The 13,529-nt window shown below is 38.6% G+C and carries 8 protein-coding genes; 1 reads left to right on the top strand and 7 read right to left on the bottom strand.

Annotated elements, in window-relative coordinates; all coding sequences use genetic code 11:
• Positions 1-196: 196 nt before the first annotated feature.
• From PCY70_RS05055 to mfd, 3 genes are all read right to left on the bottom strand, one after another.
• On the bottom strand, positions 197-1,216 hold the full coding sequence (locus tag PCY70_RS05055) for a peptidylprolyl isomerase (protein ID WP_305768662.1): 1,020 nt from the start codon (positions 1,214-1,216) through the stop codon (positions 197-199).
• A 79-nt stretch (positions 1,217-1,295) separates the two neighbouring features.
• Positions 1,296-2,867, bottom strand: coding sequence for a peptidylprolyl isomerase (locus tag PCY70_RS05050; RefSeq protein WP_305768661.1), 1,572 nt, complete (start codon positions 2,865-2,867; stop codon positions 1,296-1,298).
• A gap of 40 nt (positions 2,868-2,907) precedes the next feature.
• Positions 2,908-6,435 carry a transcription-repair coupling factor gene (mfd, locus tag PCY70_RS05045; protein WP_305768660.1) on the bottom strand — a complete coding sequence of 1,176 codons (3,528 nt, stop codon included), beginning with the start codon at positions 6,433-6,435 and terminating at the stop codon, positions 2,908-2,910.
• A gap of 205 nt (positions 6,436-6,640) precedes the next feature.
• Between mfd and PCY70_RS05040 the strand changes: the two genes are divergently transcribed.
• On the top strand, positions 6,641-7,243 hold the full coding sequence (locus tag PCY70_RS05040) for a DUF7922 domain-containing protein (RefSeq protein ID WP_305768659.1): 603 nt from the start codon (positions 6,641-6,643) through the stop codon (positions 7,241-7,243).
• A 92-nt stretch (positions 7,244-7,335) separates the two neighbouring features.
• Here the strand turns inward: PCY70_RS05040 and PCY70_RS05035 are convergent, their stop codons facing one another.
• The 4 genes from PCY70_RS05035 to PCY70_RS05020 all read right to left on the bottom strand — a co-directional run bounded on the left by PCY70_RS05035 (position 7,336) and on the right by PCY70_RS05020 (position 13,493).
• A complete protein-coding gene (locus PCY70_RS05035) occupies positions 7,336-7,539 on the bottom strand; it encodes a LysM peptidoglycan-binding domain-containing protein (RefSeq protein ID WP_305768658.1) in 204 nt (67 codons plus the stop codon).
• 936 nt (positions 7,540-8,475) lie between these two features.
• A complete protein-coding gene (locus tag PCY70_RS05030; RefSeq protein WP_305768657.1) occupies positions 8,476-8,862 on the bottom strand; it encodes a hypothetical protein in 387 nt (128 codons plus the stop codon).
• Positions 8,863-9,256: 394 nt separating this feature from the next.
• Positions 9,257-13,063, bottom strand: a complete 3,807-nt coding sequence (locus PCY70_RS05025) for a LysM peptidoglycan-binding domain-containing protein (protein ID WP_305768656.1) — start codon at positions 13,061-13,063, stop codon at positions 9,257-9,259.
• Positions 13,064-13,352: 289 nt separating this feature from the next.
• Positions 13,353-13,493 (bottom strand): hypothetical protein, encoded by a 141-nt coding sequence (locus tag PCY70_RS05020; RefSeq protein ID WP_305768655.1) that lies wholly within the window; start codon positions 13,491-13,493, stop codon positions 13,353-13,355.
• Between the last annotated feature and the right edge of the window lie 36 nt (positions 13,494-13,529).

Raw genomic sequence — 13,529 nt, 5'->3', positions numbered from 1 at the left:
TATATAAACCTATTTCCATTCCAATTATACTACACAATTATTGAGTTTTCAAATCCTTTTTTTTACTTTTTTTGATAAAGTATCACTTTTTTGTTATAAATGTTAATTTACTTATAATAATTGCTGCTTTAGTTTTAGCAGTATCAATATATTTAGTTGCTATGCTATCAAGATGGTTTTTATATTGGTAATTATTTCATAACACTATCGCATCATATGCGTCTGTTAGCTCGACTGTCGCTTGGCCAGCGAATTGCGTTACAACCTCTGCCGCATACACCTTCTTGGCAGTGGCGATATAAGTTTTACTCAGTTGCTCCGCTGTCGATGTATTATGTGAAATCGTTTTACCCACGTGGTATCCATATGGCGATTCTATAACTTCATTCCATATGCCTCCATCTGCAGTTTGAAAGGCCACTCTCTCAAGTTTTCCTCCGATATCTCCAGGGCTGATAATATATTTCGCATCGTCATCGGTGGCATCTTCTGAGTATTGAGCTGCCAATCTGCCAATATCTTCTCCATCTTTTACTCTTTGTAGTAAATTTTTGGCCAACGACAATTTCTCTGCTTTTATTTTATCACTCAGCTCGTTGCCATCCTTGTCGGTTTTTGCAAGCAAAATGTGTTTTACTGTCACTGTTTGATACGCGCCTAAGTTGCGTTCTACTTTCGTCGCAATTTCTTCGGCAGGCGGAGTATATTCTTCCGCTATAGCGTTTTGCACATCCACGACAATTTCTAGCGCTGTTAATAGCTCAATTACATCTTGCTTTTTAAAGTTATTTGCTTTTGCCACTTCTCCGTTGTTATTCATAAAAATTTGCGCATCTCTTTCGATCAATCTCACTTGCTCTTCGCTTAAAGTAATTCCCAACGCCGCGGCCTTATTATTGGCCATAATAGCCATTGCAATAGAATTAATGGCATTTTCCTTTGCAATATCTGAAACCTTATGCCCGTCCACTTTTGATGATATGTCTAGCCCATATTCTGTCTCAAAGCTATTTTGCGCGCTCCATAAATATACGCAAAACATAGACATATTTACTGCAACATCATTAATTGTAGCAACCAGTTCACCTTCACCCAGTTTTGTGCCTTCACCAATTGCTCCACTGCTAAATACTGTATTTTCAATCGTACCATACGCAATGGCAGATCCCAATATTAATGTTCCTGCAACTACCAATGCCGCCACTTTTAACTTCATAACTTTTTCCTCCGTATTAAAAAAAGACCTCCTGTAGACTATAGCAGAAAGTCTTTGAAATATTTTTTGATATTCTTATTTAGTTATTAACTGTATCTTCTATCGGTGCAGTACTTTCAGAGGCAACAGTTTCTTCGGCGAGCACAACATCTGCAACTGCTTCTTTTGTGATTGCAACATCGTCTGATTCAACTTCCTCTTTTGTGATTGCAACATCATCTGAGTCGACTTCCTCTTTTGTGATTGCGACATCATCTGATTCGACTTCCTCTTTTGTGATTGCGACATCATCTGAGTCGACTTCCTCTTTTGCGATTGTCACATCATCTGAGTCGACTTCCTCTTTTGTGATTGCCACATCATCTGAGTCGACTTCCTCTTTTGTGATTGCCACATCATCTGACTCGACTTCTTCTTTCGCGATTTCAACATCATCTGCCGCGATAGTTACATTATCAGATGAAGCTGTTACGCTCGCTCCTGCATGATCGTGGTCATGTGCTGTTGTATCTTCTGGCATCAGCTCAAAATCTTGCTCTGGTGCGACGTTTGTTATTAGATCAATTTTTTCATATGCATCGGTGGTATCAATTTTCGCGGCTTCTACAAACGACATAATTTCTTCACCGGCAAAATTCATTTGCGCATAAGCAATATACTCATCTCGAATGGCATCTTCATCAGCTTCTATATGATCGATGGTTTGACCGATATGGTATCCATATGATGTTTCCACCGGCTCTGCCCATATAGCACCATCTGCATTGTCAAACGCTGCAGCTTCGAATTCTGGTACCATTTCACCACGCCCAAACGTATATTCTCCATTGGTAGATTTAGATCCAGGGTCTTCTGAGTACTCTGCAGCCAACTTACCAATGTCTTCTCCAGCTTTAATTCTATCCAAAAGTTCATTTGCAAGAGCCAATTTCTCAGCCTTTACTTCATCGCTTACTGGGGCTCCAGTCTCATCCACTGTACCAATTAAAATATGTCTAGCCGTAACTTTCTCATAGCTTGGTTTTGCCAATTCTACTCTTTCGTTGATCTCTTCTTCTGCTGGCATATAAGTTTCGCTTAAGGCCCTTTGAACTTTGTCGGATAGCTCGGCACCTATTAGTAGATCGATGACATCTTGCTTTGTAAATCCATGCAGCTTTGCAATTTCACCGTTGATATCTATAAATGTTGACGCGTCCGCTTCGATAAGCGCCAATTCGTCCGCAGTTAATTTAAGATCCATTTCGTCGGCTTTGTTATTGGTTATGATCGCAAGGGCAACAGATTTGAGTGCATTGTCTTTTGCAATCTCGCCTATTGTTTGGCCTTCTATTTCCATATCTTTCATTATACCCATATCCATTCCCAATTGCATTTCGAAAGCAGACTGCGCACTCCATAGATATGCGCGATAGATGGACTCATTGATTTTTACATCATCTATTGTTGCCACTAAGTCGTTTACTCCAAGTGTCACTCCATCGCCCATCACCCCATTATTAAAAGCAGACTCGGAGGCGCCACCTGTCGCTTCACCAGCAACATTAGAATCATCGGCATTATCTTTCATTGATGCGGCACATGCTGCTAAAGCTCCTACTGATAAGACACCTGCTAATACCATCGCTACGATTTTTTTTGTCAATTTCATAATATCTTCTCCTTTTTGTGGTCACCTATCGAAATTCGTATTATTGTCCCCTTTTTTGTTTATATTCTTTAATATCACACAATATTTGTTTAACAAAATCTAGGTATTCTTTTTGAGGAATTTCCTGTATATTGAAAAATAATCTGATATCTTTATCTATATTTATGCGCAAAATCTTACCATATTTATTAGCTAGCAGGGACAGCACCTTCCCTTCAACTTCATGAGTGAATTTTAGCATAAGCATGTGAATATTTTGTGATATTAATGAAATATTTTGCGAATTTGCGATCGACTTTATCATAGCAATATTTAACAAATTTAGTACTGTTGTTGGCGGATCTCCGTATCTATCTGTAATTTCATCCATAACATTTAGGTAGTCATCTTCTGTTCTGATAGATGCTATCTTCTTATATATATCTAGTTTCTGAATTTCATCTTTAATATAGTTCGATGAGATAAACGCATTAATTTTGATTTCTATAGTAGTTTCTATTTTTTCTTCCTCTATGCCTCCTCCTTGCTCTATTAAAATGGCTTCTTTAAGCATCTTGGAATACAGTTCATACCCTATTTTGGCCATATGACCGCTTTGACTGGCGCCCAGTAAATCTCCGGCTCCTCTAATTTCTAAATCTCGCATAGCAATCTTAAAGCCTGCCCCCAACTGCGTAAACTGCTTTATAGCATTTAATCTTTTCTCCGCAACCTCCGAGAGTATTTTGTCTCGCTTATATAGCAGGTACGCGTACGCTTGCTTATCACTTCGCCCCACTCGCCCTCTCAATTGATACAGCTGCGACAATCCCATCTTATCGGCGTCTACTATAATTATAGTGTTGGCATTTGCTATATCTAGCCCAGTTTCTATAATTGTTGTACAAACTAATACGTTGATTTCTTTATTTTCAAACCGCTCCATTATGGCTTCTAGCTCTCGCACGCTCATCTGCCCATGCGCCAACGCTACTTTTGCTTTTGGCACCATATTTGAAAGTTGCGCCGCCTTTTCTACTATATTTTGAACCCGGTTTGATAAAAAGTACACTTGTCCTTCTCGATTGATTTCGCGGTTTATGGCATCTTTTATAAAATCATCGCTCTCTTCTAATACATATGTTTGCACGGCACGCCTCTCGCTTGGTGCTTCTTCTATTACCGACATATCTCTAATCCCTATTAGGCTCATCTGCAATGTTCGGGGAATCGGTGTGGCCGTAAGAGTTAATGCGTCTACTTCTGTTCTCATTTGCTTTAACTTTTCTTTATGCGCCACTCCAAATCTTTGCTCTTCGTCTATAATTAGCAACCCCAGATCCTTAAATAATACATCCTTCGATAGTAAACGATGCGTTCCTATTACAATATCTATCATTCCGCTTTCTATGCCTTTAAGCGTTTCCTTAATTTGTTTTGGAGTTCTAAATCTTGAGAGCACCCCCACTGATATTGCTTGCGACTCCATTCTCTTTAGGAATCTTTCGAAATGCTGCTGAGCCAAAACTGTTGTCGGCACGAGGTATGCCACTTGCTTGTGGTTTAGTATAGCCTTAAATGCAGCTCTGATGGCCACTTCTGTTTTGCCATATCCTACATCTCCCAAAATTAGTCGATCCATTATTTTGTCGCTTTCCATATCGGTTTTTACCGCTTGTATTGCATCGATTTGGTCTGATGTTTCTTCATATGGAAACGATTCCTCAAACTCTGTTTGCCATATCGAATCTTTTTCATATGCGAAGCCACGCGAATTTTCCCTTTTGCTATATAGCAATATCAATTCTTTTGCTATATTTTTGACCGAATTTCTTGCTTTCGATTTTGCTTTTTTCCATTCGGGGTTTCCTAGCATATTTAATTTTGGAGCGGCACCTTCGCTTCCCACATACTTTTGCACTAGATCCATCTGATTTATATTTACGTATAATGTTCCCCCTTCATAATTTATTTTTAGATTATCGCGGGCGACACCCTCTGTTACTATTTTTTCTATACCTATAAAAATACCTATGCCATGGTTTTCATGGACCACATAGTCGCCTTCTGCCAACTCCATAAAGCTCTCTATTTTAGCGCCTTTGTATTTTTTCTTGGTTGAGACTTTCCTATCTTTTCCAAATAACTCTCTATCGCTTAATATTACAAACTCCAAATCCTCATATATAAAGCCATGACTTAGCGATCCACTTGCAATAAGAATTTGCCCTTTTTGAATGTCATAAGTTAAATCTCCTAATGCTGTATATATCTTTTGTTCCTCAAGTATCTCGGCCACGTGCGCCGCTTTAGATTTTGTACCTGCCAAAAATACAGTTGCCTTACCTTCGGCCTTATATTGTTTTAGATCTTGTTCAAAAAGTTTTAAGCCTTTGTAGTTACTATTAATTTCGTTTAATCTAATTTCTAATATGTTTTTGGTTGTTGCCATATCGTCAGATGCTAAAAATGGCATAAACCCAATGTAGTTTTTTTCAAATACTTTTGCAATTATCTCTTCTCTATTAAATATAAATTTGACCATGCTCGGTAGCATATGTCCATATTCTAATCTGCTCTTTACACTCTCTTCATATTCTAAAAACACTCTTAGTAATTTGTCTTTGCATTTCTTTATGTCTGTTATAAAAATCGTTTTTTTATATTCTAAATAATCGAATAATGACGCTGTTTCCATATCACAAAACGGCGCATACAATACCTGAGTTTCTATATTTAGTCCATTAACTATAGCTTCAATATCCTCGTTTGTATTCTCTTTGATTCTATTAGCCGCAGATTTTGCTCCACTTTCTCTAAGTACCCCAATTGTTGCTTTTAGCTCTTTTTCTATGATTGGTATCGCTTTTAGCAACTTTTCTCTAGGAATAATAATTTCCTGATTTGGATAAATGTAAGCTCTTTCTATGTTATCGATCGTTCGTTGCGTTATCGGGCTAAATCTACGTATAGAATCTATTTCGGTATCCCACAATTCCATGCGAATTGGTGTATTATTTGCCGGAGAAAAAATGTCCATTATTCCGCCTCTAATAGCAAACTGCCCCACCACTTCTACTCGTCCAACACGTTCATATCCATTTTCTATTAATTGGTAACTCATAGACTGTAAATCTACAGTATCTCCGATTTTTATTACAATCTGAGCTCTTATAAATTCATCTTTTGGCGAAAGTGGATTTAGCAGAGCGTCAATTGTCGTTACTATTATCGCTTCATTATTTTTTATGATAGCATCCAGCGCCTCTATTCGTTGCTTAACAATTTCATTACTATGAACATCCGCATTATAAAATAGAATATCTCTGCTTGGATAATATATTACATTTTCACTGCCAAATAAAAACGCGAGGTCTTCTTTTACTACTTCGGCTTCTTCTTCAGAGCTAGCAATTACAAAAGGGCATGTATCCAAAAAATCGGCCAAAGTGTATATCAAATGTCCCTTTGCTGCCTCAATAATTCCACCTACAATTCCCGTTTTACTTCTATTAAATTCATTGATAAACTTATTCATTCCCTCAATTTTTTTGAGCGGTTTTGTAAGAGTAGTTTTAGTATTTGTCATTAATCCCAACCTATTCAAATTTTTAAGGCAATTATACAAGTGCAAACCTGTCTATGTCAAGCCCTTGACAAATTTTTTAGTCTTGTAGTTACTTACTTTCTCTAATTATATATTTTTTGCATTATCTTTTAACTTTGTCACTAAATAAAAAAAAAATCATATACTTATTATTAGAATTATCTTTAACAGCAAAGGAGCAGACATAATGCATTTAGACAGTTGTATTAACCTAATTGAAAACAGCCCAGGATATTCTACTAACCATAAACCAGTTTCGGGAACTGCATCTATCGAAAAAGGTCAAGTGGGACTAACAACTCTCGGAGAACTTAGAATTTATGTAAAACATTTAAAGCCTATACCCGATACAGATTATCTCTGCTATCTAATGGGCAACCAAAAATTAATGGCAGTCAAAGTGGGCCCTATTAACGTTCCCGATTTTTCAGGGCATACCATTTTTCAAATAAATTTTGAAAATTTAGATGGGGGTGGATTTAGCATATTCGACATCGAGGCCGTTGCTATTATCCTAGATGAACCCAATTTATCGAATAAGAATATTGTATTAGTTGGATATACAAATCACCCGTTTCACTTCATTCCTCTAATACACAATGCGCATCCGCTTAAGTTATATGAAAAACCAATTACAAAACCGCTTCATACCGTTATTTCCGATAAGATAAAAACATTGACCCATCACGAAAGTAATGTTCCAAAAGATCAATCAAAAACTACTCCTATAGTTTTTGATCAAGTTACCAATTTGCAATTATTAGATATTGAAACTTCTTCCGATTTTTAGGCAAAAAAAAAGTGGTGCTATAATGCACCCTCTTTTTTTAAGAATCTCAAAAAAACATTTACAATACTTTCTTATTTTTTCTAGGATGCGCTTTAATTAAATAATCTCAAAATTTGTCCTGAAAATATTTTATTTGGATCCTCTAGTATATCTTTGTTGTTTTCATAAAGCTCCATATATCTGTTCTTATCGCCCAATCTCTCACTTGCTATATCCCACAACGAATCTCCTTCCTTGACTGTATAATACTCAACAATATTTTTATCTTCTATTTCTATAATCGGTTCATCATCCAATCCTACAATTACTATATCTGGCTCTGGAATTATTGATATTATATCTATATCATCTTTTTTACTTACTAATATTTTTATCTCATCTGCTATTTCGCCTACAACTCCCGCTTCCGTTGTACCTATTTCTAGATCATCTACTATTTCGCCTACAACTCCCGCTTCCGTTGTACCTATTTCTAGATCATCTACTATTTCGCCTACAACTCCCGCTTCCGTTGTACCTATTTCTAGATCATCTACTATTTCGCCTACAACTCCCGCTTCTGTTGTACCTATTTCTAGATCATCTGCTATTTCGCCTACAACTCTGGCTTCTGTTGTACCTATTTCTAGATCATCTACTATTTCGCCTACAACTCCCGCTTCTGTTGTACCTATTTCTAGCTCATCTACTATTTCGCCTACAACTCCCGCTTCCGTTGTACCTATTTCTAGATCATCTACTATTTCGCCTACAACTCCCGCTTCCGTTGTACCTATTTCTAGATCATCTACTATTTCGCCTACAACTCCCGCTTCCGTTGTACCTATTTCTAGATCATCTACTATTTCGCCTACAACTCCCGCTTCCGTTGTACCTATTTCTAGCTCATCTGCTATTTCGCCTACAACTCTGGCTTCTGTTGTACCTATTTCTATTCATCTGCTATTTCGCCTGCAACTCTGGCTTCTGTTGTACCTATTTCTGGTTCATCTACTATTTCGCCTGCAACTCTGGCTTCTGTTGTACCTATTTCTGTTCATCTACTATTTCGCCTGCAACTCCCGCTTCTGTTGTACCTATTTCTATCATCTACTATTTCGCTTGCAACTCGCTTCTGTTGTACCTATTTCTATTCATCTACTATTTCGCTTGCAACTCCTGGCTTCTGTTGTACCTATTTCTATCATCTACTATTTCGCCTGCAACTCGCTTCTGTTGTACCTATTTCTATCTCATCTACTATTTCGCTTGCATCCCGCTTCTGTTGTACCTATTTCTAGATCATCTACTATTTCGCCTGCAACTCGCTTCGTTGTACCTATTTCTAAATCTATTTCTTCTTGACCTAGTATCGTAATATTGGGCTCTGGTATATTTATACCCCTTTCTTCTATATCTTTTTTTATATCCTCGCTTATATCCTCACTTTTTTTAATTTCTATAACTTGAGGCTTCATCGTTGGAACAGTTTCAAATTTATTAAGTGAAAAATCCGCTATATCTGAGATATCCAAGTTATGCTCTGTATCCGTTATTTCATCTTCTGCATTTCCTAAACATCCTGTTAAACCAATACATGTTGCCATCATCAATCCCAATATTGTACCTTTTTTATCCATATCTTAAACCTCATCCTCTCTCGTTAACTAGTAAAATTTAGTAGCAAAAAATAAGGAAGAATCTCAGTTTATTATCTACTGCTTATTCTTCCTAAAGAAATTTACTGTGGCAATTTTAGCATTTGCCCAGGATAAATTTCTCCTCTCTCATTTAATATCTCTTTATTGAACTCATAAATGTCTTCATATCTTAATGGATCACCATAAATTTTAGCTGCAATATCCCATAATGAATCATTTTCTTCTACTATATATGTGCCCGGTATTTCTTTTGTCTCAGTTTCTAGTTCGGTTTCTATCTCAGTTTCTATTTCGGTTTCTATCTCGGTTTCTATCTCGGTTTCTATCTCGGTTTCTATCTCGGTTTCTATTACTTCGGTTTCTATTTCGGTTTCTATTTCTCGGTTTCTATTTCTCGGTTTCTATCTCGGTTTCTACTTTCGGTTTCTATCTCGGTTTCTATTTTCTCGGTTTCTATTTCGGTTTCTATCTCAACTCCATCTTTATATACATATATTACTTGCCCAGGATAAATTAAATTTTTTCCATTTAATAGATCTTTATTTAGCTCATAGAGTTCTTCATATCTAAGTGGATCGCCATACACTTTATTTGCAATATCCCATAGAGATTCGTTTTCTTTCACTATATATGTTCCTGGAATGCTATTTACTTCTTCTGTAACCTCTTCTGTAGTTTCTTCTGTAACGTCTTCTATAACCTCTTCTGTAACTTCTTCTGTAACGTCTTCTATAACGTCTTCTATAACGTCTTCTGTAACGTCTTCTGTAACGTCTTCTATAACCTCTTCTGTAACTTCTTCTATAACCTCTTCTGTAACTTCTTCTATAACCTCTTCTGTAACTTCTTCTATAACCTCTTCTGTAACGTCTTCTGTAACGTCTTCTGTAACCTCTTCTGTAACTTCTTCTATTACATTTCCTTCCTTATATATATAGATTATCTGCCCCGGGTAAATCAAATTTTCATTGTCAATTATTCCCTTATTCAATTCATAAATTTCTGGATACTTCATCGGATCTCCGTAGGCATTCTTAGCGATATCCCACAAAGATTCATCTTCACCTACGATATATGTGTTTCCAAGCTTGTCATTTACCACTGGACCTGCTATAACTTCATCCACCACCGCATCTGCTGGTACAATAACTACATCCACCACTGGATCTGCAGGTACAATAACTTCATCCACCACTAGATCTGCTGGTACAATAACTACATCCACCACTGGATCTGCAGGTACAATAACTTCATCCACCACCGGATCTGCTGCTACAATCACTTCATCCACCACTGGATCTGCTGATACAATAACTTCATCCACCACCGGATCTGCTGATACAATAACTTCATCCACCACTGGATCTGCTGGAACAATAACTTCATCCACCACCGCATCTGCTGGTACAATAACTACATCCACCACTGGATCTGCAGGTACAATAACTTCATCCACCACCGCATCTGCTGGTACAATAACTACATCCACCACTGGATCTGCAGGTACAATAACTTCATCCACCACCGCATCTGCTGGTACAATAACTACATCCACCACTGGATCTGCAGGTACAATAACTTCATCCACCACCGCATCTGCTGGTACAATAACTACATCCACCACTGGATCTGCAGGTACAATAACTTCATCCACCACCGCATCTGCTGGTACAATAACTACATCCACCACTGGATCTGCAGGTACAATAACTTCATCCACCACCGCATCTGCTGGTACAATAACTACATCCACCACTGGATCTGCAGGTACAATAACTTCATCCACCACCGCATCTGCTGGTACAATAACTACATCCACCACTGGATCTGCAGGTACAATAACTTCATCCACCACCGCATCTGCTGGTACAATAACTACATCCACCACTGGATCTGCAGGTACAATAACTTCATCCACCACCGGATCTGCTGATACAATAACTTCATCCACCACTAGACCTGCTGGTATAATAACTTCATCTACCACTAGACCTGCTGGTACAATAACTTCATCCACCACCGGATCTGCTGGTACAATCACTTCATCCACTACTGCAGGTACAATAACTTCATCCACCACCGCATCTGCTGGTACAATAACTACATCCACCACTGGATCTGCTGGTATAATAACTTCATCCACCACCGGATCTGCTGGTACAATCACTCCATCCACCACCGGATCTGCTGATACAATAACTTCATCCACCACTGGATCTGCTGTTACAATAACTTCATCCACTACTGGAGGTGCTATAATTATAATTTCCCCTTCCGGTGCCGGGTGCTCTGATATTACTGGCTTCGCCGGTGCTATGATTACTATTTCTTCTACTACTGGCAATGTTGCTTCATCCAAAATTTCAATGCGCCCTTCGCCATTTACATCATCATATGTGTTCGTACTATCTAGTTCATCTACTACATAACTCAACAACACTTCGTCTGCCGCTTTTACTTTATCTTCTAGCAAAACAGCTTCTCTAAACATTGTCATTCCTTCTCCATATGACGATAACATATAACTTTGCGATGCCACTGTATAATCTTTGTTTAGGTCCAGCGGTTCTCCGTCTATCATTACATTTCTCACTCGATACACTCCGTCTACAGAGACAAACTCCCCTTGATCATTCGTTTGAACTGCCGATGGAATTGTTGAGTCGATTGCATAGCTTAATCCAGATACCTGTAAAAAGCCTTTACTTTCTGCCGGTATATTTTTGGCACCCATCTCCAATGCATCTAGAATCATTTGCCCTGATACCACCGCCGCTGTTGCCTGGTCTTTATCTGTTGCCTGATCAGCTTCATCTTCTACTTTATCTGTTGCCTGATCAGCTTCATCTTCTACTTTATCTGTTGCCTGATCAGCTTCATCTTCTACTTTATCTGTTGCCTGATCAGCTTCATCTTCTACTTTATCTGTTGCCTGATCAGCTTCATCTTCTACTTTATCTGTTGCCTGATCAGCTTCATCTTCTACTTTATCTGTTGCCTGATCAGCTTCATCTTCTACTTTATCTGTTGCCTGATCAGCTTCATCTTCTACTTTATCTGTTGCCTGATCAGCTTCATCTTCTACTTTATCTGTTGCCTGATCAGCTTCATCTTCTACTTTATCTGTTGCCTGATCAGCTTCATCTTCTACTTTATCTGTTGCCTGATCAGCTTCATCTTCTACTTCATCTGCTATCGGTTCAACTTCATCCTCTACTTCATCTGTTGTCGGATCTGCTTCATCCTCTTCTTTATCTGTTGCCGGATCAAATGCATCGTCTGCTTCATCTGTTGCCTGATCAAATGCATCGATAATTTCATCTGTTGTCGGATCTGCTTCATCCTCTTCTTTATCTGTTGCCGGATCAAATGCATCGTCTGCTTCATCTGTTGCCTGATCAAATGCATCGATAATTTCATCTGTTGTCGGATCTGCTTCATCCTCTTCTTTATCTGTTGCCGGATCAAATGCATCGTCTGCTTCATCTGTTGCCTGATCAAATGCATCGATAATTTCATCTGTTGTCGGATCTGCTTCATCCTCTTCTTTATCTGTTGCCGGATTAGCTTCATCCTCTGCTTCATCTGTTGCCTGATCAAATGCATCGATAATTTCATCTGTTGTCGGATCTGCTTCATCCTCTTCTTTATCTGTTGCCGGATCAAATGCATCGTCTGCTTCATCTGTTGCCTGATCAAATGCATCGATAATTTCATCTGTTGTCGGATCTGCTTCATCCTCTTCTTTATCTGTTGCCGGATCAAATGCATCGTCTGCTTCATCTGTTGCCTGATCAAATGCATCGATAATTTCATCTGTTGTCGGATCTGCTTCATCCTCTTCTTTATCTGTTGCCGGATCAAATGCATCGTCTGCTTCATCTGTTGCCTGATCAAATGCATCGATAATTTCATCTGTTGTCGGATCTGCTTCATCCTCTTCTTTATCTGCTGCCGGATTAGCTTCATCCTCTACTTCATCGACTATCGGATCAACTTCAGCCTCTACTTCATCTGCTATCGGATCAGATTCATCCTCTACTTCATCTGCTATCGCATCAGCTTCATCCTCTACTTCATCTGTTGATGGATCAACTTCATCCTCTACTTCATCTGCTATCGGATCAGCTTCATCCTCTACTGCATCTGTTTGATGGATCAGCTTCATCCTCTTCTTCATCTGCTATCGGATCAACTTCATCCTCTCTACTTCATCTGCTATCGGATCAGCTTCATCCTCTACTTCATCTGTTGATGGATCAGCTTCATCCTCTACTTCATCTGCTACTGGATCAACTTCATCCTCTACTTCATCTGCTATCGGATCAACTTCATCCTCTACTTCATCTGTTGCCGGATTAGCTTCATCCTCTACTTCATCTGCTACCTGATCAGCTTCATCCTCTACTTCATCAGCTATCGGATCAACTTCATCCTCAACTTCATCTGTTGCCGGATCGCTTCTTCCTCTACTTCATCTGTTGCCTGATCAAATCATCGTCTATTTCATCTGCCTGATCGGATGCTTCATCCTCAACTTTATCTGCTATCGGATCAGCTTCATCCTCTACTTCATCTGTTGACGGATCAACTTCATCCTCTACTTTCATCTGTTGTCGGATCTGCTTCATCCTCTTCTTTATCTG

Origin of the sequence: Candidatus Epulonipiscium viviparus, from assembly GCF_030708075.1 — a bacterium.
GTDB classification, from domain to species: domain Bacteria; phylum Bacillota; class Clostridia; order Lachnospirales; family Cellulosilyticaceae; genus Epulonipiscioides; species Epulonipiscioides viviparus.
The sequence above is the reverse complement of the archived record's forward strand: the minus strand, read 5'-3'. Positions and strand labels throughout refer to the sequence as shown.

What these genes read in the sequence shown, in the direction of transcription:
- PCY70_RS05055 (WP_305768662.1), bottom strand. Translation starts at nt 1,216, where the DNA reads ATGAAGTTAAAAGTGGCGGCATTGGTAGTTGCAGGAACATTAATATTG.
- PCY70_RS05050 (WP_305768661.1), bottom strand. Translation starts at nt 2,867, where the DNA reads ATGAAATTGACAAAAAAAATCGTAGCGATGGTATTAGCAGGTGTCTTA.
- mfd (WP_305768660.1), bottom strand. Translation starts at nt 6,435, where the DNA reads ATGACAAATACTAAAACTACTCTTACAAAACCGCTCAAAAAAATTGAG.
- PCY70_RS05040 (WP_305768659.1), top strand. Translation starts at nt 6,641, where the DNA reads ATGCATTTAGACAGTTGTATTAACCTAATTGAAAACAGCCCAGGATAT.
- PCY70_RS05030 (WP_305768657.1), bottom strand. Translation starts at nt 8,862, where the DNA reads ATGGATAAAAAAGGTACAATATTGGGATTGATGATGGCAACATGTATT.
- PCY70_RS05025 (WP_305768656.1), bottom strand. Translation starts at nt 13,063, where the DNA reads ATGAAGAAGAGGATGAAGCTGATCCATCAAACAGATGCAGTAGAGGAT.
- PCY70_RS05020 (WP_305768655.1), bottom strand. Translation starts at nt 13,493, where the DNA reads ATGAAAGTAGAGGATGAAGTTGATCCGTCAACAGATGAAGTAGAGGAT.